Raw genomic sequence first — 20068 nt, 5'->3', positions numbered from 1 at the left:
TTCAGTTGGAGACGCGAGGCGTCAGGGCCAGAGCCTCGACGGCATAGAAGGGGCCCGACAGGGGCGCCGTGAACAGCAGGCAGAGATCGGAATCCCCCGCCTCCTCGGGCAGTTCGCCCTTGAAGGTCAGGCGGTTGCTGGCGGTGGCCGGGTCGGGCAGCGGGAAGGTGGCGACCACCCTGCCCTCGCAGCCGCCGGCGCGGACGATCAGCTCGCCGAACCGGGTGGCGTTGTAGTGCCAGCGGACCTTGTCGGTGTCGCCGGCCAGACCATAGTGGCGCGGCACGCGCGCCACCTTGACCTCGAAGCCGCCCGCCAGGTCCAGCGGCGCGGCCGGATACAGGGCGCAGGTGTCGAACAGGTTGACGTTGAAGGCCGGCGCATCGGCCTGCGCCTCCGACGTCAAGGGCACGCGCAGGCCCAGCGCGCCCTTGGGGCAGGCGGTCAGGTCGCTGTTGCTCCGGGTGAGCAACGCCGTGCGGCCGAGGTCGAAAGCACGCGGCGCCGCGGTCGCGCGACCATCGGCAGTGAAGGCCGCCGCCCGGATCGTGGTTCCCACGGCGACCGCGAGCGGCTTGGCGTAGAGCGGCGAGCGCGTCGTCGGCGCCTTGCCGTCCAGCGTGTAGCGGATCTGGCCGAAGCCGGTCTGGGTCGACAGGACCACACTCGCCTTGCCCGACCGCAGCGCCGAGCCACGCCCGCCGTCCAGGGCGAAGCCGACCGCGAAGGCGCTGTCGGCGGCGTTGATCCCCTGGCGGGCGTAGCGCAGGCGTTGGATGTCCAGACGGTCGAGAAAACCCGTCCAGTCCCGTTTGTCCTTCGGCGACCAGGTGATCTCCGAAACGGCGTCCAGGCGCGGGAAGATCGCGTGGCGGATCTGCGCTGGCGTCACCAGGTACTCCGACCAGGCGTTGGCCTGGGCGCCCAGCACGTGGCCGACCTTGTCGGGCGCGATGCCCTTGGGCATGGGCTCGTAGCCGTAGACGTCCTTCAGGGTCATGATCGACAGCCGGCCCGGAGGCTCGTCGGCGCGATCGCTCTGCAGGCTGTCCAGATAGAGGATCGGCGCGGGCGATAGCACCACGTCGTGACCCTGGTTGGCCGCATCGATCGCCCCCTGCTCGCCCCGCCACGACATCACCGAGGCCGAGGCCGGCAGCCCGCCTTCGAGGATCTCGTCCCAGCCGATCAGCCGTCGGCCATGGGCGGCCAGGTACTTGCCGAGATGCTCGATGAACCAGCTCTGCATCTCGTGTTCGTTCTTCAGGCCCAGCTCGCGCATGCGGGCCTGGACGGCGGGCGAGCGCTGCCACTGGTCCTTGATCGCCTCGTCGCCACCGACGTGGATATAGGTCGACGGGAACAGGCTCATCAGCTCGTCCAGCACGCCTTCGATGAAGGTGAGGCTGGGTTGGTCCACGTCGAACAGGTAGGGGTTGACGCCCCAGTCCACCGCGACGGACGGGCGGTCGCCGAAGACGCCGATCTCGGGATAGGCGGCGACCGCCGCCTGGGCGTGACCCGGCAGATCGATCTCGGGCACGATGGTCACCGAACGCTCACGCGCGTAGGCGACCAGGTCGCGGATCTGGTCCTGGGTGTAGAAGCCGCCATAGGGCTGGACCGACGGCGCTTCGCCCGCCGTCGGCGGAGTGCGCCAGGCGCCGATCTCGGTGAGTTTGGGATAGCGCTTGATCTCGACCCGCCAGCCTTGGTCGTCGCTCAGGTGCAGATGCAGCACGTTCATCTTGTGCGCGGCCATGGCGTCGATCAGCGGCTTCAGCGACTCCGCCGGCTGGAAGTGACGCGCCACGTCGACCATGATCCCGCGCCAAGCGAAGCGCGGCTGGTCGCGCACGGTCAGGGCGGGAACCTTGACCGGTTGGCCGAAAGCCGCGTCGGGACTGAGCAGCTGGGCGAGCGTCATGGCGCCGTACAGCAGGCCGGCGTCGTCCTTGGCGGCGATGCGCGCGCCCTTCGGCGTCACGGTCAGCCCATAGCCCTCGGCGGCGGTGACGGACGGATCACGCGCCAGCACGATCTGGCCGGCCCCGCCCTCGCGGACCACCAGGTCCAGGCCGCGCGTTTGCTTGACTTGCGCGGCCAGTAGACGCGCGGCCCAAAGGGCCCCGGCGTCGCCGGCCGGAACCGAGACCACCGCGCCCGAGCGAACGACGAGGACGCCGCTGCCCCGGCTAAGCTCGGCGGGAACGGGAATGATCGGCAGGGCCTGAGTGGCGGCCACGGCCGAACTGGCGGCCAGGGCCAGGGAAAGGACAGCCAGGCTGGCGGTCGCGAGACGGTGAGCGGGTCGCATCGATGATCCTCAGCGCTTGACGACGGGCAGCACGTCCCAGATCGCCGGGTCTTCCGAGCCCAGCACCCAGGCGCTGAAACCGCTCAGGCCTTGCTGCTTCACCAGATCGTAGCGGGCCTTGAAGCTGCGGGCGTCGGGCATCGACACCCACTCATTCATCTGGTCACGGTAGAGCACGTACCAGCTCTCCTGCTGGACATCGTCCCACTGCACCTTGACGCCGTATTCGCGGGCCATCGGCATGGACTCGTCGGCGTCGAAATAGACGCCGCTGATGTTGACGGCTTCCGTGCCGTCGGGGCGCACGGGATTGTCGGCGAACCAGCGGTAGCCGTAGAGCGGGATGCCCAGCGAGAGCTTCTCGCGCGGAACGGCCTTCAAGGCGTAGTCGAGATTCTCCATCACCCAGGGCATGCCGCCGACCGGGCCGGGCGGGGTCCAGCGCGTGTGTTGGTCGTAGGTCATCAGGCTGACCTCGTCGGCGATCTTGCCCAGCGCCTCGATGTCGTAGGCGCCGCGCCAGTATTCCCACATCCACTTGGAATAGGCGCCCTTGCCCGGATGACCGGGCGCGTTGGGCACGACGGCGACGCCCATGATGAAGCCTGCGGCGTGCAGGGCGTCGGCGGTCTGCCTGGCCATCAGCGTGAAGGCGTCGCGGTCGAGATAGCTGATGTTTTCGAAGTCGAAATGGAAGCCGACATAGCCGTTGGCCTTGGCCTCGCGGACCAGCGCCTCGATCATGCTCTTCTTGGCCGCCTCGCTTTGCATCAGCTGATGCAGGCCCGCCCGCTCGGTCAGCGAGATGATCGGCATCACCGGCAGGCGCGCGGCCTTCGCCTTGCTCAGGACGCCCGGATTGGGCGCGCCGGTGACCAGGCCGTCCTTGGACACGCCGTACCAGGTCGGGACCAGCAGGCCGATCTTGTCGATGTGCTGCTCGAAGGAGCGCGTCGATTTGGGCGTCTCCATGAGGTAGAACAGCGCCACCGGCTGGGTGGCCTTTACCGACTTGGCTTGGGCCTGGGCGCTGCCTCCGAAGGCGAGCCCCAGCATGGCGGCGGCGAAAAACGCGCGGGTCAGAATGCGACGCATGACGGCCCTTCCCATCAGATCAGTTCGATACGGTAGACGTAGGCGGCGTGGCCGGCGGGCTGTCCACCGACCGCCAGCCGCAGGCCCTCGGCCGTCTGTCTGAAGGCGACGGGCCGGCCGGTGCTGAGCGCGGTGACGGCGCGGACCTGGTCCGTCGGCTTGATCGAGGCGATCAGGGCCTCGTCGCCCTCCGGCGCGTTCAGCTGCAAGGCGTAGAGGCGGCCGTCGCGGGTGGTGAACCGGAAGTCCTTGGCCGTGTACGGCTTGGTCTTGGTCTCCTGGAACGAGCCGTCGGCGATCTCGGTCGGCCCTTCGCCGAACACCCGCCAGGGCCGCGAGCCGTAGATCGCCTCGCCGTTCAATGTCAGCCACTGGCCCATGGCCAGCAGGGTGTCGCGGGCGGCCGGGGGGATGCTGCCGTCGGCGTGCGGGCCGACATTGAGCAGCAGGTTGCCGTTCTTGGAGACGACGTCGATCAGCAGGTGGATCAGCTGGGCGGGACTTTTGTAGGTGTCGTTCTCGATGAAGCCCCAGGCCTTGTCGCTGATCGAGGTGCAGGTCTGCCATGCGGTCGGCTGGATGCCCGGCGCCTGGCCGCGCTCGATATCCAGCACCCCAGCCCCGACCGGCATCGAACCCAGCTTGTAGTTGACCACCGCCTGCAAGCCCTTGGCGGCCTTGGCGTTGTAGTACTGGGCCAGCATCGCCGGCAGGGCGGCGCGGAACTCGGCCTTGCCGATCCACCAGTCGAAATAGATCAGTTCGGGATCATAGAGCTCGACCAGCTCGGCCGTGCGCGCGAGCCAGTCGTCGACCCAAGCTTGGGAGACGGCGGTGAAGTCGCCATAGAGGTCGGCGTCGTCCTTGCCCGACATCCGCAACTGGGCCGGCCCGTAAAGTTGGAGGTAGCGCGGATCATTGACGTCGGACGGGATCTTGCGGCCCTCGTCGAAGAACCAGTCGTGCTCGGCGCGGTGGCTGGAGAGGCCGAAATGCAGGCCTTCGGCTCGGGCGGCTTGGGCGAAGGCGCCGATCAGGTCGCGCTTGGGACCGGTCTTGACGGCGGTCCAGTCCGACAGGCGCGTGTCGTACATGGCGTAGCCGTCGTGGTGCTCGGCCACGGGCACGACATAGCGCGCGCCGGCCTGTTTGAAGAGGCGCGCCCAGCCCACCGGGTCGTAGGCCTTGGCGGTGAACCGCGGGATGAAGTCCTTGTAGCCGAAGCGGTCCTGCGGGCCGTAGGTCGCGATGTGGTGGTCGTACTCCTTCGACCCCTTTTGATACATCAGCCGCGAGTACCATTCGCCGCCGAAGGCCGGCACCGAATAGACGCCCCAGTGGATGAAGATCCCGAACTTGGCGTCCTGGTACCAAAGCGGAGCCTCATAGGTCTTGAGCGAGGGCCAGTCCGGGCGGAAAGGGCCGCTGGCGGTCACCGCCCGCGCCCGCTTGAGCACCGCGGCGCGGGACGCGTCGAACTTGCCGGCCGCGCGACGCCAGGCTTGGTCGATCTGTTCGGGGCTCAGGACACCGGCCGTCGGCGCGGTCGAAGAGGCCGCCGGAGATCCCGGCGAAGCGGCGAAGCCCGGCGAAGCGGTCGCCGCGGCGGCGCCCCCTGCGGCCCCGGCGAGGAAGGCGCGCCGGTCGAGACCCTGGGAACCTGTCTTGGAGCTGGACATCAACGCACCGCCGGGCTGGAAGGAAGCTGCGTCGGATCGGGCGGAAACGGCGCCGAACCGAGCTTGAAGGGTCGATACTCGACCGCCTGGCCGCCGGCGCGCGCGCCGCTCGCGGTCAGGACATCGACATTGACGCGGACGATGCCGTCGATCGGTTTGTCCCAGGTCCCGGCGACCATCGCCGCCGCCGTCAGGTCCAGATCGTGGAGCGCGCTCTCCGCGATCACCGCGCCGTTCTGGTCGAGGGCCTTCCAGCGGACCCTGGCGCCGATCACCGGGTAGGAGGGCAAGGCGCCGGCGGGGCGCGGCGCGACCTTGGCGATGAAGCCCTTCAGGCCGCCCTCGCCCACCGACCAGGCCACCGAGACGTCCAGCGCGCGGTTGCGCTGCTCCCAGGCCGCGTAGGACGGCTTGCGCTGGCGGTTCTCGTCGACGACGCCGTGGTCGACATAGCCGTCGACCGAGCCGGCATAGAGGTTCCGGTTGGAGTGATAGTCCTGGTAGGTCCAGAAGATCGCCCCGCCTACGAAGGCGCGCTTCTGGAAGGCGGCCAACTGGCCCAGCAGGTTCTCGATCCGCGCCGCGTCGGCGGCCTTCGGATCGGTGGAAAACGGCCCGGGCCAACCGAACTCCGAGATCACCAGCATCTTGTCGGGATAGGTCTTGTCGAAGAAGTCGAGCCAGGGTTCGACGGAATCGGCGCCGCCGCTCCACGTGCCGAAATAGGCGTTGGCCATGATGAAGTCGGCCTCGCGCAAGGCCTGGGCCGGCTTCCACGGCGCGATCGAGACGTCGGAGTCGGCGAAGGTCACGAAGCGGCCGGGGTCCAGCGCGTTGATATGCGCCTTCATGGCCCGGAAGAACGCCAGGCCGCCGGGCTTGGAGGCGTCGCTCTCGTTCATCACGCTCCAGGCCAGCACGCTGGGATGATTGCCGGCCTCGGTGATCATCTCGCCCATCTGGCGCTTGGCCAGATCCAGCAGCCGCGGATCGGCCAGTTGGGCCTCGGTCATCTGCCAGATCGGGATCTCGGGGATCAGCAGGATCCCGTCGCGATCGGCCGCGTCCAGCACCGCCTGGGGCTGTGGATAGTGCACGGGGCGCGTCAGGGTGACGTGCAGCGCGGCGAGATCGTTCCAGTCCTGGCGGATCGTCCCTTGGCTCTCGGCCTGGCCTTCCCACGGCGAATCCTGGTGGCGCGTCATGCCGGTCAGGCGCACCGGCCGGCCGTTCACATAGAGGCGGCGGTCCTTGATCTCGATACCGCGGAAACCGACCGTGTCGGCGCGCGTGTCGAGCAGACGGCCGTCTTCGTCGCGCAGCTCGACCGACAGCCGATAAAGCTTGGCCGCGCCAACATTCCAGAGTTGGGGCTTCGGAGCGTCGAGATCGAACGAAGGTTCTGCCGTCGCGCTTCCCGCCACGCGCACCGTCTGCTGGGCGCTGGCGACGATCCGACCAGCTGGATCCTCGAGACTGGCCGTCACCCCATAGGTGTGGGCGCCGGCGTCGACATTCTCGATCGCAACCCTTGTGCGTGCCGTGGCCTGGTCGGCGGACAGGCTCTGTCGGATCACTTGCCCGCGGATCTGGCCCTTGTCGGCGACGCTCAGCCAGACCTCGCGCAGGATCCCGCCGTTGCGCCACCAATCGTACCAGACGTTGCCCGAGGCCTGCAGCCGCATGGCGTACCCGGGTATGGTGGCGAAGCCCGGCCGATTGTCGATGGCCACCGCGATCCGGTTCTCGCCGGGGCGGAGCAGCTTGCCCACGTCCAGATGATAGGCCGTGAAGCCGCCCTCGTGTCCGCCAGCTTCGACGCCATTCACGAAGACCCGGCTCTTGTAGAAGGTCGCGCCGAAGTTCAGCTCGGCGTGCCGGCCAGCCAGCTCGGCCGGTAGGACGAAGGTCTTGAAGTACCAGCCGACGCCATCGAAGTCCTGGTCGGGACCGAGGTTCCACGTGTGTGGAACCGCGACGATGCGCGCGCCTTGCGGCGTCCGGGCGGACCATCCGGCGCCCACGCCTTCGGTGTTTGGATCGGTATGGAACCGCCAGGCTCCGTCGAGCTCGATCCGCGTGGCCGCGGCAGCCTGACCGCCCAGGGCCAGGACGAAGATCAGCAGGCTCAACCAAGCGCCGGCTCTGGTCATGCTGGTTCCGTCCCCTCGCCTCGCACGCGGCGGCCCCAGCGGCGCCGGGTCCTCAACACTCAATCCAGCATCCGAACTTCGGCTTCGGGCGCCAATACTGTTCAACAGAAAACAATTTCCCCAAAGAAAAAATTGGTCGCCGTCACCTTGCAGCGCGACGGCGACCAAGTTAGGGAGAAAGATAGAGCCTACATCTTGTAAGCGAAGCTCAGCGCCAGCACGCGGCCGTTCTTGTAGAAGGCGGTCGGCGCGGCCTTGTCGCCGCTGTAAGAGTAGTAGGTTTCGTCCAGCAGGTTCTGAGCGTTCAGGTTCAGCGACATACGATCGGTGAACTTGTAGGACGCCGAGAAATCGAGCTGGTTGTAGCCGTCGGTGCTGTCCTTCGAGTTCAAGCGGCCGATGCCGGTGAAGTAAGAAGAACGGTAGTTGTAGCTAAGGCGGGCTTGGAACGCGCCTCGCTCATAGTATGGAATGACATTGACCGTGTACTTGGAGAGGAACGGCATGTTGTAGTCTTGGACTTCGGCCTCCGAGTAGGAGACGTTGGTCTGGATGCCGAAGCCCCAGGGCAGTTCGCTCTGGAACGACACCAGCAAGCCATTGACCTTGGCGTCCTGGGCGTTGATCGGCGAGGTGACGCTGTAGGTCTCGTTGCGCTGAGTGTTCGGATTGAACAGCTGCATGTCGGTGGCCTTGGACACGACATAGGAGCTGATATCGCGGTGGAAGACTTCCGCCGAGACCAGCGCGCCCGGAGCGAAGTACCATTCGGCCGACAGCTCGAGGTTCAGCGCTTCATAGGGCTTCAGATTGGGATTCCCGCCGCCGGCGGTATGCTGGTTGTCATCCCGGCTGAACGCGCCGGCCAGCTGGCCGTAGCGAGGCCGGGCGATGACCTGGGCCGCCGCGCCGCGCACCACCACGTTATCGTTGACGGAATAGGCGACGTTGAAAGAGGGCAAGAACTTGTCGTAGCTCTTGGAGACCTTCGTCTGGCTGTAGGTATTGCCGTTGTCGCCGCTCAGCCAATAGGTCGAGTCGTCTTTCGTGTTGACGAAGCGGCCGCCGATGTTGCCGCGCCAGCCGTTCTGTTCGAAGTCGGCCTGGACGTAGGCGGCGGCGATGCTTTCGTCGACCTTGAAGCTGGCGCCGTAGTCGATGCTGTAGAACGAGTACTTCCGCGCCTTGAGCAGGCGGATGACCTCTTCCTTCGGAATGGTCGTGAACTGCGTGGCGTTGCCGCTGGCGCCCAAGCCGCTGAACAGGTCCGCGGGCGTCTTGATCGTCTTGATGTCCGCCAGGCTGAACGGCGTATCCGAGTAGTCGGACGTGCCCGCCGAGGATTCCTGGTTGCTGTGGTCGGAATACTTGAGGCCAAAGCGGATCTTGTTGAACGGACCCCATTCGACGTCGCGCTTGAAGTCGATCTGGCCATAGGCCTCTTCGTCCGAGGTTACGCCTGTGTAGACGCCGCCGAGCTGGTAGCCGGTGAACGTCTGGCCGTTGCGGGTGACCGTACCGTTCTTGCGGCTGGCGAAAGTGCCCGGGAGACTCGGATCGGCGGTATAGTTGACCACCGTGTTCTTGCCATCAAAGGCGTAGGTGAAGCCGGCGCTGGTCATCGCCGAGAACAGATACTCGGGGTCCTTGCCACCCGTCGCCTTGGTGTAGCCGACGTCCGCGTGGATATCCCAGTCGCCCGGCTTCCAGTTGGCGGCGAAGTTGAGGCTGTCGTTCTTGATCGTGGTCTTGCGATAGTTGGTGTCGAGCTGGGCGGTGTCGCCGTTCGACTTGGGACCGAAGACGCCCTTGGTCATCAGGCCATTGTTGACCGTGGCGGCCTGCAGCGTGGTGGGGGTCCAGACCGCGACGGAATATTCCGATTGGCTGTAGTTGTTGTACTTGCCCTCGATGTGCATCCCTGTCGCCAGGAGTTCGAGGTCATCGGTGGGCTTGTATTGCAGGGCGCCCGACACGCCGACCCGCTCGCGCGTCTGGTCGAAATAGGCGAAGTTGATGCAGCACGGCAGGCGCGAAGCGCGAAGGGTCGCCAGGCTGGCGTTGGTCGGCGCCGCGCCGTTGATGGTCGGGCCGCCGGTTACATTGCCGGCCGCGTCATAGGTGAAAGCGCTGTTGAAGCTGTCGCCGCCGCTGTAGCCGAAATACTCGACGCCGGCTCGGGTCAGGTGCTGCTTGTCATAGGTGGCGCCCAGCAGGACGCCCAGGCTGCCGGAGCTGTTTTTCCAGCTATAGAGACCCGAGGCGCGCGCGTTTCCCTTCTCGGAACGGTCGTTGTAGGCGTAGCCGAGCGAGCCTGAGAAGGTGTTGGCCTCCAGGTCCAGCGGCTTGCGGGTGTGGACGATGACGGTGCCGCCCAAGCTGCCTTCGTCGATCCGGGCTTCCGGCGACTTGAACACCTCCGCGCGCGCCACGATCTCGGGCGCGAGCAGCGAATAGTTGAAGCTTCGGCTCGAGCGGTCGGACGGGTTGCCGCCCCAATCGGCCGAGGCGATGCTGTGGCCGTCGACCAGGATGCGGTTCAGGGCCGGATCGGTGCCGTGGATGGCGACCCGCTCCCCTTCGCCGAACTGGTGATCGACACTGACGCCCGGCACGTGGGCCAGCGCCTCGGCGACGTTGCGGTCAGGAAACTTGCCAACGCCGTCGGCGGTGATGACGTCGATCACCGCGTTGGCTTCACGCTTGACCTGGATCGACTTCTTCAAGCTCTCGCGCAGGCCGGTGACGACAACTTCGTCAACCGTGGCCGCGCCGTCGGTCGCCTGCGCCGACGCCGCGCCGGCCGCCAACATCCCCGCCAACGCGGTCGTCAGGAGCACGTGTGATCTGAGGCTCATGTCCGAGTTCCTCCCCTTGGGCGCCGTCGCCCCCTCGCCAGACCGTCGAGGCGACGGCCGCTCAAGGTTCTCAAAAGTCATGCATACCAATTCAGGACCATTGAGATACCTGATACGAATTGGACCCTAGGACCGCGCTGGCAACATCGTCAAATAGTAAAATCAAATTTCATATATAATTTCCCACAGCCGCATAAAGTCGCCACTCTACGGACGCCGCCGCACCCTCAGGGCGGTCGTTCGAGCTGCTTAAAAAGTGGAGTAATACCTTACTTTTCAACCATGTGATGGTGATGCGCCCCGCGGCTCGGCTAGGCGGAGACAAACTTCACCGTTGGCACCTGTGGCGCATCCGATCAAATTTAAAGCAAATTGATGAGGTTTTCGTCTGGGCTCCAAGTGGTCTTATCCTGAACCCTGCAGCGGTCTCGCAAGCGAGCCGGACCCCATCCGAGCGCCTCGCCCCGCGCGCGCACTGGCGCCCAATGGCGCCTACCCATGAAATCCACAGGGAGTTCCATGTCCTTCTCCGATCTCGTGGGCCGGCTCGAGGCCGATGACGCCCTCCCCCTCTACCTGCAGCTACAACGTGTGCTCAGAAGCGCCATCCAGGGCCGCGTCCTGCAGCACGACGCGGCCATTCCCGCCGAACGGGATCTGGCGGAGGAGTACGCGGTCTCCCGCATCACGGTGCGCAAGGCGTTGAGCGGCCTGGTGGACGAGGGCCTGTTGAGTCGCCACCGGGGCGCGGGCACCTTCGTGACCAGCCGCGTCGAGAAGAGCTTCTCCAGACTGTCGTCGTTCTCCGAGGACATGGTGTCGCGAGGCCGCCGCCCCCATAGCGTATGGATCAATCGCTCGCTCGGCGCGGTGACGCCCGAGGAGGCCTTGTCGCTCGGACTCTCACCGGGCGCGGCGGTGTATCGCTTCCACCGCATCCGCTACGCCGACGATGCGCCCATGGCGCTGGAATATGCGACCATCCCGGCCTATTGCCTGCCCTCGATCGAGGCGGTTGGAGACTCGCTCTACGAGGCGCTCGCACAGTCCGGTTATCGTCCGGTGCGCGCCCTTCAGCGCTTGCGCGCGATCGCGCTTACCAAGGCCCAGGCCGACAGCCTCGGGGTCGCGGCCCGCGACGCCGGCCTGCTGATCGAGCGACGCGGTTTCCTTCCGGACGGTCGTGCGGCGGAGTTTTCCCAATCCTACTATCGAGGCGACGCCTATGACGTCGTCGCCGAACTCAGCAGCGGTCAATAGCGGCTCCATCCGCCACAGGGCTCTTGCGCCCCTGAACAAAGACCCGGCCAGGACGCCAAGAGGCTCGCCGACCCTCCGGAACGCGATCTTTTTTCAGGCCTAGGCGTGCTCAATACTCCAGGGCTGACGGCCCTACGGCGCTTGAGTCGAAGACGAAGAGGACGACCCATGCGAAGACCCGCCGGAACAACCCGTCCGGAAAGAAGCAAGGCTACTGGGCCGCGCCTGTCGGGCACCAACCTCGAGCGGGCTGGCGACTACAATCAGCGGGTAACCCTACAGGCCATCCGGGTCGTTGGCCCCGTGATCCGCCCGGACCTGGCCACGATCACCGGTCTGACGCCGCCGGCCATCGCGAACATCACCAAGCGGCTGCTGGATCAGAAGCTGGTCATCGAGGTGGGACGCGTGCGCGGAGGTCGAGGGCAGCCGGGCATGCAATTGGCCATCAATCCCGATGGTTGCTTCTCGCTTGGCATGAACATCGACCGCGATCACATCACGATCGTCTTGCTCGACTTCGCCGGCCGGGTGCGATCACGCGCGACCCGCGAAATCGACTTCGCCTCTCCCGAGGCCGTGGCGAGGTTTTTCCAGGACGAGACCGGACGCATGTTCTCGGGGTGGGACTTTTCCGCCATGCCGGTTCTAGGCCTTGGCGTGGCCATGCCCGACGACATGGGCCAGGTGGATCTGCCCCGCCGCCCCGCCGACTACGAGGCCTGGAGCAGCGTGGACGTGCGCGCCCTGTTGTCGCCGGCCTTCGACCTGCCAATCATCGTCGAGAACGACGCGGCCGCCGCGGCGCTGGGCGAGTCGCAATTTGGCCATGGGCTGCGCAAGCCCAGTTTCTTCTACATCCTGATCACCTCGGGCTTGGGTGGGGGACTGGTCATCGACGGCGAGCATTTCCGCGGGGCCAACGGACGCAGCGGCGAGATCGGCTTTCTGCCGGTTCGCTCGCGCCGCTCCCCGGCGCGGTCGCTACAGGGCGTCGTGTCGCTTTCAGCCCTCTACGATCATCTGGAGCGCGGCGGGTTCAGCCTATCCCACCCGGAGGAGCTTTCGGCCTTGCCGCCCGACGGCCAAGCACTCCTCGCCGAATGGGTGGATCTGGCCGCCGAACTCCTGACCGAGCCTGTTCTGAACATCAGCTGCGTGGTCAATCCCGAGGCCATCTATGTCGGTGGCCGCCTTCCGGCCGACATCGTCGACCACCTGATCCACGCCCTCAATCGCAGACTGTCCAAGGTCGAGGGGGTGCCGACCATCGCCCCCGTCCTGCGTGCGGCGACGGCGGCCGATGCGCCGGCGGTCGGTGCGGCGATCCTGCCGTTCATCAGCCAGTTGCTGCCGTCCCGAGCCAATCTGCGAAAAATGGGCGAGGACTAGCATAGCCCGCCGCTGTCATCCGCGAACGGCGGCCGCAGTCGCCCCCTGACCTCGCGAGCCGGTCCGCCGCTGACCATCCTGGTCACCCGCAACATCGCTTTCGACCATTCGGTCGAGCCCTGCAATCAAAGGCCGCGCCCTGCTGAATAGTCGATATCTCTGGACGCGTTGACTGAGGGCGGGCGCGGCCTGAGTGTATGGCCCCGGCATGCGAGACCGGCTCGCGCAATTCCGGTCGCCACGCGTTTTGCTTGGCGCTCGAGAGGAAGGTCGCCACGATGTTGAGCAGGCGCGATTTGGGATTGACCGCGGCGGCGGGCGTCGGCGTGACAATGGCCGCCTCATCCGGATCGACCCTGGCGGCGGAGCCAAAGTCCAGCGTCAGCTTTAACGTGATCTACCCGAACCACGACGGCGCGCGGTTCGACACCAGCTACTACCTGGCCACCCACATCCCCATGGTGATGCGCGTGATGAAGGCCGACAAGGTCACGCTGATCGAGGGCGCGCCAAGAGGCGCGACGCCACCGCCGTTCGTGATGATCGCCCACTTCGAGTTCGCGTCGTCCGAAGCCCTGGAGACCGCCCTCGCCAAACCCGAGATGGCTGGGCTTCGAGCCGACGTGGCCAAGTTCACCGACATCAAGCCAACGACCATGTTCGGCAAGTCGCTCTAAGCCTGGCGACGCGACGGCTAGACAGGTTGCAATCTACCCCGCCCTGCTCTGCGATCGAAAACCTGCACAGCCGGCTAGGGCTGCGCCGTAACCGGACCTCTCCGACCACGCCCGGAAGTAGGCTTGGCTTAGCGCTCATAGCCGCTGCGGCGCTCAATTAAGATATCGCGCCGCCACCGCGTGGATATTTCCCCGTGTCCGGACCTGACAGCGGAAACTGGACGCAAGCGCCGGGTCCCCGCCCATATATCGGGGAAACTCCGGATAGGGACACAGGGGACGCTGCGCCACGATGGGCTTGCGGACATCGTTATCCTGGAAGCGGACGCCGAGCAGTCGGGTCGGAGCGCGATTATTCTCAACCCACTGCACCAGGGCCCAGAGCGCGTCACGCTCGGGCGACCTCTCTGTACCGGGGGCCACATCCTGACCGATATTCCAAGCTCCCGGTCCCGCCGTGCAATGACCCATGCCCGGCGCCAGGAACAGGCGCATATAGGTTTGGACAGCGGCCAGATCACCTCCGTTCGCGCTCACATGTCGCTCGTAGTAGTCGATCGAGGTGTCAAACGGGATGATCGGATCGCTCAGGCCATGATACCAGAGGATCTTGCCTCCCCGCCGCTGAAAGGCGGTTAGGTCGGTGCTGTTCGCGTTGAGCAGACCTGCCAAAACGCCATCGATCTGATCGACGTCGCGATCGAAGTCGAACGAGGCCGGCTGAAACCCGTCGCGCCCCAGAGCCCAGTAAAACGGATAGAACATTTGTTGCGGCCAGGTCGGGCGTTGTTGCGCCTCCAAGCCGGGGGGCGTCGTCTCGGCCCCGATCGCCAGGGGGGGATAAATCCGCTCGCCGGTTCGGGGATTGACCGCGCCGCCGTAGACTCGACGCAATGCGAGGCGTTGGACGTCGGTTAGGCAATCGGCCTTGTCTCCAGTGTCGCAGCGGGGAACGGCTACGTCTTCAAATCTGCATCCTCGAGGGTCGGTGAGATAGTCGTCGCCCGGAGCGCCGCCATCCTTGCCGTTTCCGCAGGCCTTCACGACCGCCGCATGGACCAGCGCCAGTTTCTCATTGGAGAGTGTGGCGCCGGGCGTCTCCACCAGGGCGTCCCAGTTCCAGACGAAGGACATGTGGATGTGCGTTCGATCTTGCGCCGGGGCGCCGACCAGAACGCCGTCGTAGTCATCAGGATAGCGCTGGACATTGACCAGCGCCTGCTGCCCGCCCGTCGAGCATCCCGTGAAATAGGAATGGCGCGCCGGCCGGCCATAGAAGGCTTTGATGAAGGTTCGCGCCGCCCGCGCCATCTCGTGGTTGGCCCGATAGCCGAAGTCGCGCCACCGCGCCGGTTGTCCTATGGCGGCGAGCGCATTTGGCGCGGTGCCCAGATCGGTGTTCGCCACCGCGAACCCCCTCTGGAGATTTTGCGTCATCGGATTTCTGAGGGAGAGCTTGCCCGCGCCGCCGCCATTTCCCGTCGCCAGGAACCGTCCGTTCCAACCGGCGACGGGCAACCAAAGCTCGACGGCGATCGCCGATCCGCTTTCCGGGCTCATCGTCAAATTGACGCGGCAAAACGCCGGAAGCTGCGTCGCGGGGGCGTCCTTCCCATCCGGCCCAGGCAGGGTCGCTTGGCCGGCGGGCGTGAACATGACCGAATTCACGGTTGCGCCGTCAAGCTCCACGGAGCGCATCCTCTCGCACGCTGACGCGCCTGGCGCAGACTGTCTGTTGAGAGAGCCTGGCGCTGGCGCCGCGGAGGCGCTTTGCGCGAAGAGCATGAGGAGTGCGGCTAGGATCCACATCGCCAGTCCTGAACGAGCACACGGTAACTGCATCGTCTGGACGCCTTTCAGGGCCAAGCCCGACTGCTGGCTTGGCCATGTTAATGTGAATGCGCTCATCGACTGCGGTCGGCGCTCACTTCGCTGACGGGTCGAGCACCTGGCCCTCTTGCAGGAGGGTCTTTTTCAGCTTGCCGTAGTCGATGGACTGGACCGCCACGCCGTCTTCGAGGGCCTGGGACGCGGCCGCGCCCGCCGACTGTCCAAGGATCGTGAACACCGGCTCCATGCGGATCGACCCATAAGCGATATGGCTGGCCGACACTGCGACCGGCGCCAGCAGGTTGGCGGCCTCCGCCCGCTTCGGGACGATCGCGCGATAGCTGATCCCATAAACCCGCCCCGGGGAAATCTCGATATTGCCCTCGTTTCGGACATGGCCACGGGCGTCGACATAACGGCGCACGTTGTGGGAATCGAGATTGTAGGAGCCCAGCCCGATGGGCTCGGGTGTCGGGACTAGGCCGCGCAGGTGGTTTTCGGTCATCACGAAGTCCGAGACCATGCGGCGGGCCTCACGGATATAGAGCTCGCGTGGCCAGGCGCCGTTGTCGGTGAACTCGTCGGCGCAAAGCCCCCACGGCGCCATGGATTGGCGGACATCCGCCGGAGCGCGGGGATCATTCTGCAGGAACCAGAAGTAGCCTTCCTGATACCGCCGATGCTCGTCGGCGATCTTGGCGCGCTCGGCGTAGTCCGCGGTCGGATAGGCGTAGTTCATGCCGATATCGTCCGTCGAGAACGCACCAAAGTTGTTGGTGTCGGTCTTGCCGCCGGGGATGCTGGAGAAGATGCCGAAAGGACCGCGGAAGCCGGCGTCCAGATACCGCGCCAGGACCTCGTAGCGCATGGGGTCGTAGCCATCGGGCTTCTGGAACGCTTTCCGGTTGGCCGGGCTCTTGGTCATGCAGAGCCGGTAGTTGTAGGCCTGTAGGCGGCTGTCGCCCTCCCCGTCGATCCCCGCGGGCTTGGGGTCGATCCCAGGCAGCAGGCCGCTGCTCGGGTCCCCCGGAACGACGTAGGGATCCACGTCCTTGACGAACTGATGATTGGTCGAGTTGGCGACCTGGATCCCGTTGAGGGTTTCCCGATACTTGGCGTTCGCCTCCCGGCCGGTCGTGAACGACACCCCCGCCATCGCCAGCAAGTCGCCCTCATAGGTCGCATCGATAAATATCCGTCCTTTGTGGACATGACCATCGACGGTCTGGATCTGGCGGATATGGGGGCCGTCCTTAGACACCCCCTGTTTTGGGCTCAAAACCAGCTTCTGATTGAAGATGGGGCGAATGCCGGCCTCCTCAAGCCAGCGCCCGTAGACGGCTTCCGCCACGTGCGGCTCGAAGATCCACATGGTGTCACGGTCGTTTGCCGACCGGGATTCGGCGGTCTGGCCGCGGGTTGGCCCCGTATAGCCCGTAGCCGTGTAGTGGGCCTTCAGATCCCGATAGAACTTCAGGGCCAGTCCACCGATCGCGTCGTGATCACCCGCGTCCGCGAAGCCAAGACCATTGGTGCTCATGCCGCCGACATGCCCCCCGGGACACAGCAGGCTCACGCTATGGCCATGGCGCTTGACCTCGACGGCGGCGGCGATGCCCGCGGACGTGCAGCCGTAGATGACCACGTCCGCCTGCACGGTCGACGCGGGCTGGGCCACGGCCTGTGACGCGACCGTGGCCACCAGAACCCCGGTCAGGAATGTCAGCTGACGAAACATGTTGATCCCGATTCAAGAGTGAAAACGACGACGCTCTGGGCCGGAGCCGAGCACTTCCTCGACGCTCAGCCACCGGCGGACAGCTCGCGCCCACCGCGCAGCGTCAACACCTCGGCCGCCGCCCCGCCGAGGCCGAAATCGTCAACCGCGCGAAGCGTGACGGGTCCCCGCGGGCGGAAGCCGCGCAGGAAGGCGGAGCCAGACACCGCCGCGTCGACGATGACCGTCCTCGAACCGGATCGGACTTCGTAGCCCGCGGCGTTTTCGACCGGTTCGAAGAGCAGCAGCATCGCGCCGTCCGTCCCGGAAACCAGGTGCGCCGCCGATGGCGCCGGCAACCCGCCGGGGCCGCGAGGAACGCCCAGCTGTGGCTCCGTCCAACCGCTTATGTTGCCAAGACCGTTGCGACGGCGCATCCGGACCCGATAGCGCGCGCCATTTTCCAAGTGCGGGATGCGCGTCACGCCCGGTTGGTCGATGCTGATCGTTCTGGCCACACCCGTTGCCTCGGGCGTGACTTCGACATCGTAGAGATAGTCGATGGCCTCGGTGGAGTAGTTCAGGAAAAGCGCGCGGTCGGCCGCCTGAATGGACCACAGCACGGGCGGCAGGTCCTCCTGGCTGGTCGTGGCCTGGCGAGCGGAACTGGGCTGGCTCTCTCCGGCGCCATTGGTCGCGACCAACCGAATGTCGTAGGTCTTCCCGAGCTTCAGATCGGCAAGCTCGATGAAGGTGTCGATCGTCGGTTCGGTTCGCCGCTCCCCCTCCTCGCCGCGCACCAGCGCGACATATTCGTCGGCGCGCACGACGGCGTCGAAGGTGACGCGCAGTTTCTGGCTCGACACGTGAATCTTGCGGATAGAGGGCGCACTCGGCGGCGCCAGATCGCTCTTGGCGGTCAGCAGCGAGTAACCGAGAGGGTCAATCAGGTCGACGAGCAGCGAGGCAAGGCCGGGAGCCGGCTTGATCCCGAGCTGAACCGCGCCGCCGCCCGGCGCCAGGATGGGGACGTCGATCAGTCCTCCCTGGATCACCCCGCCGGAACCATCGAGCGCTCGCCAGAGAAGACGATATCCTCGCATGACATAGGCGGGCAGGTCGTTCTCATCGCGTGGCGTCAGCGTGACGACGAAAGAGCGATCCGTTCTCCCCAGGGTCATGCTGGCGACTGGCGCATGGGCGGCTCGGCAGGCGAAATAGCTTCGCTTGGGCCGACGATCGACGGTCAGCACGCCCCAGCTTCGGTTTTGGCTCGGGGCGGTGGGCGGACTAAAGGGCCAGCCCGGCCATGAACTCCTGTAGTCGGCGAGCGTCCAGAGCGAGGCGCCGATGACGTACGGCTTGTGACGCATCTCGCCCAAGTACGCGTCCACGGAATGCGTCGCCAGATTGGGATCTTCGGCGTCCAGGCCGCCGCCGTACTCGGACAGGAAGATCGGCTTACCGGGATGGAGCGCCCGCGTTTTCCTGATCGCCTCGGCGACGCCGCCGGGGACGTTGTCGGCGTTGTAGGCGTTGAGGAGAATGAGATCGGTGAACTTGACCGGATCGTCGGGCTGATTGGGCGCGGAATTGGATGCGTAGACCGCAAGCCGACGCGGATCGAGCTTGCGGGCTCGACTGACCGCCGATCGAACATATTCGCCCGCGGCTGGATTGCGATCGAACCGGCCGATTTCGTTGCCGACGCTCCATCCGATGATCGCGGGGTGATTGTATTGCTCGGTGATCAGCCGTTCGAGCCAATCGGCCGCCCGTTCCGAAGCGGGGTTCACGAGCTCGCTCTTGCCCCAGATCGGAACCTCGCTGATGCAGAGGATGCCCTTGCGGTCCAGATACTCGAGGAAGTCGCGCGGCAACGGAAAGTGCGAGAGGCGAGCTATCGTCGCGCCCAGCATCTTCATCCGATCCACGTCGGCGCGAAAGCGCGAGGGCGGCAGCATCGAGCCGGTGCGCCTGTCCTCGGGAATGAGATTGAACCCGACGCCGCGGACCGGCTCGCCGTTCAGCAACAGCTTTTCGCCGGAGACCTCCACCTTGCGGATGCCGAAGCTGTCGATAAGCCCATGGCACGGCGCATCTTGGCGGAAGAGGCGAACGCGCGCCTCGTAGAGGCTGGGGCTGGAAGGACGCCAAAGATGGACGTCCCCCCGATCGAGATGAACGCTGAATTCGAAATCGTGCCGCCCGTCCTGTGACTTGACCGGTCGCAGGACAGGTGAGCGATGCAGGACGACGCCCTCGTGCGTGATCGTCAGATCCGCGCCGAGCCCCCCGCCGACCTCCGCGGCGCTGCTGGCGCTCGCGTTGACCGACACCGCCGCCGTCCCCGCCTCGAGGTCCGGATCCGTCACTATCTTCAACCGCTCCAGGCGAGCCGGGTCGGTGATCTCGAGCCAGACGGGGCGGCGGATCCCCCCCCAATTCCAGACCGCTCCCAAGCGGAACCGGTTATCGACCATCACCGTCAGCTGATTGGGCCCGCCGGACGGCGCGAGGGCTTGAAGATCAAAATGAAAGGGGAAATAGCCCATGTCGTTGCCGCCGAGCACGCGCCCGTTCAGCCAGACCTTGGCGTCGTTATAGACCCCTTCGAAAACCAGCCGCACACGCTTTCCAGCCCACTCGGGTCGGGTCGTGAACTCGGTTCGATACCAAGCAAGTCCCGCGTAGTCGGAATAGTCGTTGATGACGTCCCAGACGCCGGGAACGGCGATCTCGTCCCAGTCACCGAGACGGCGTCCCGGGGCGAACCATTCTTCGCTCTCGCCGAGATTGTACGGGTCGGTGCAGAACTTCCAATCGCCGTCGAGAGCATGCCGCATCTCCCCCTCCGACGCGTTGGCTGCCTGGGCCTGAGCCGCGACGGGATGGCCGAGCGAAGCGAACGCGGAAGCGGCCGAAACCATCAGGAGGTCGCGGCGGGACAGACCTCTGTCGTGACGCTCACGCGCCCTTCCCGCGCTCGGCGCCGTGCTGGACGGCGCTGAAGGCGAAGACGAAGGCTGCCATCGATCCTGCGTCATGTCGGCCTCATCGGTCATGGTGCGCCCGCACGATCAAAAGACA

Annotated in this window: 11 protein-coding genes; 3 read left to right on the top strand and 8 right to left on the bottom strand. The window is 65.8% G+C overall.

All coding sequences use genetic code 11. The features are described from left to right. Window position 1: 1 nt before the first annotated feature. The 5 genes from ASC70_RS13250 to ASC70_RS13230 all read right to left on the bottom strand — a co-directional run bounded on the left by ASC70_RS13250 (window position 2) and on the right by ASC70_RS13230 (window position 10102). Complete coding sequence (locus ASC70_RS13250; protein WP_056050787.1) at window positions 2-2317, bottom strand: beta-N-acetylhexosaminidase; 2316 nt, start codon at window positions 2315-2317, stop codon at window positions 2-4. 9 nt (window positions 2318-2326) lie between these two features. Next, window positions 2327-3412: a glycosyl hydrolase family 18 protein gene (locus ASC70_RS13245; RefSeq protein WP_056050786.1), complete on the bottom strand. Its 1086-nt coding sequence runs from the start codon at window positions 3410-3412 to the stop codon at window positions 2327-2329. A 14-nt stretch (window positions 3413-3426) separates the two neighbouring features. Next, window positions 3427-5091: an alpha-L-fucosidase gene (locus tag ASC70_RS13240; protein WP_056050783.1), complete on the bottom strand. Its 1665-nt coding sequence runs from the start codon at window positions 5089-5091 to the stop codon at window positions 3427-3429. After that, on the bottom strand, window positions 5091-7244 hold the full coding sequence (locus ASC70_RS13235; protein WP_082539711.1) for a glycoside hydrolase family 2 protein: 2154 nt from the start codon (window positions 7242-7244) through the stop codon (window positions 5091-5093). Before ASC70_RS13235 ends, ASC70_RS13240 begins: the two co-directional genes overlap by 1 nt. 188 nt (window positions 7245-7432) lie before the next feature. Then, window positions 7433-10102 (bottom strand): TonB-dependent receptor, encoded by a 2670-nt coding sequence (locus ASC70_RS13230; protein ID WP_056050779.1) that lies wholly within the window; start codon window positions 10100-10102, stop codon window positions 7433-7435. A gap of 519 nt (window positions 10103-10621) precedes the next feature. Between ASC70_RS13230 and ASC70_RS13225 the strand changes: the two genes are divergently transcribed. The 3 genes from ASC70_RS13225 (at window position 10622) to ASC70_RS13215 (ending at window position 13431) form a co-directional block, all read left to right on the top strand. Further along, window positions 10622-11362: a GntR family transcriptional regulator gene (locus ASC70_RS13225; protein WP_056050778.1), complete on the top strand. Its 741-nt coding sequence runs from the start codon at window positions 10622-10624 to the stop codon at window positions 11360-11362. Window positions 11363-11530: 168 nt separating this feature from the next. Beyond that, on the top strand, window positions 11531-12754 hold the full coding sequence (locus ASC70_RS13220; protein WP_056050776.1) for an ROK family protein: 1224 nt from the start codon (window positions 11531-11533) through the stop codon (window positions 12752-12754). Between the two features lie 332 nt (window positions 12755-13086). Further along, window positions 13087-13431 (top strand): EthD family reductase, encoded by a 345-nt coding sequence (locus ASC70_RS13215; RefSeq protein ID WP_162247218.1) that lies wholly within the window; start codon window positions 13087-13089, stop codon window positions 13429-13431. Between the two features lie 153 nt (window positions 13432-13584). On the opposite strand, the gene ASC70_RS13210 is transcribed toward ASC70_RS13215, so the two are convergent. The 3 genes from ASC70_RS13210 to ASC70_RS13200 form a co-directional block, all read right to left on the bottom strand. Beyond that, entirely contained in the window at window positions 13585-15120 is a 1536-nt protein-coding gene (locus tag ASC70_RS13210) for a tannase/feruloyl esterase family alpha/beta hydrolase (RefSeq protein WP_200939218.1), read from the bottom strand. Between the two features lie 235 nt (window positions 15121-15355). Beyond that, complete coding sequence (locus tag ASC70_RS13205) at window positions 15356-16963, bottom strand: FAD-dependent oxidoreductase (RefSeq protein ID WP_200940385.1); 1608 nt, start codon at window positions 16961-16963, stop codon at window positions 15356-15358. 101 nt (window positions 16964-17064) lie between these two features. Continuing rightward, window positions 17065-20043 carry a glycoside hydrolase family 2 TIM barrel-domain containing protein gene (locus ASC70_RS13200; protein ID WP_082539709.1) on the bottom strand — a complete coding sequence of 993 codons (2979 nt, stop codon included), beginning with the start codon at window positions 20041-20043 and terminating at the stop codon, window positions 17065-17067. Between the last annotated feature and the right edge of the window lie 25 nt (window positions 20044-20068).

The sequence above is a fragment of the Caulobacter sp. Root343 genome (assembly GCF_001425745.1).
Lineage (GTDB): Bacteria > Pseudomonadota > Alphaproteobacteria > Caulobacterales > Caulobacteraceae > Caulobacter.
The sequence above is the reverse complement of the archived record's forward strand: the minus strand, read 5'-3'. Positions and strand labels throughout refer to the sequence as shown.

Coding starts and splice junctions, on each gene's coding strand:
- ASC70_RS13250 (WP_056050787.1), bottom strand. CDS start 2,317: ATGCGACCCGCTCACCGTCTCGCGACCGCCAGCCTGGCTGTCCTTTCC.
- ASC70_RS13245 (WP_056050786.1), bottom strand. CDS start 3,412: ATGCGTCGCATTCTGACCCGCGCGTTTTTCGCCGCCGCCATGCTGGGG.
- ASC70_RS13240 (WP_056050783.1), bottom strand. CDS start 5,091: ATGTCCAGCTCCAAGACAGGTTCCCAGGGTCTCGACCGGCGCGCCTTC.
- ASC70_RS13235 (WP_082539711.1), bottom strand. CDS start 7,244: ATGACCAGAGCCGGCGCTTGGTTGAGCCTGCTGATCTTCGTCCTGGCC.
- ASC70_RS13230 (WP_056050779.1), bottom strand. CDS start 10,102: ATGAGCCTCAGATCACACGTGCTCCTGACGACCGCGTTGGCGGGGATG.
- ASC70_RS13225 (WP_056050778.1), top strand. CDS start 10,622: ATGTCCTTCTCCGATCTCGTGGGCCGGCTCGAGGCCGATGACGCCCTC.
- ASC70_RS13220 (WP_056050776.1), top strand. CDS start 11,531: ATGCGAAGACCCGCCGGAACAACCCGTCCGGAAAGAAGCAAGGCTACT.
- ASC70_RS13215 (WP_162247218.1), top strand. CDS start 13,087: ATGGCCGCCTCATCCGGATCGACCCTGGCGGCGGAGCCAAAGTCCAGC.
- ASC70_RS13200 (WP_082539709.1), bottom strand. CDS start 20,043: ATGACCGATGAGGCCGACATGACGCAGGATCGATGGCAGCCTTCGTCT.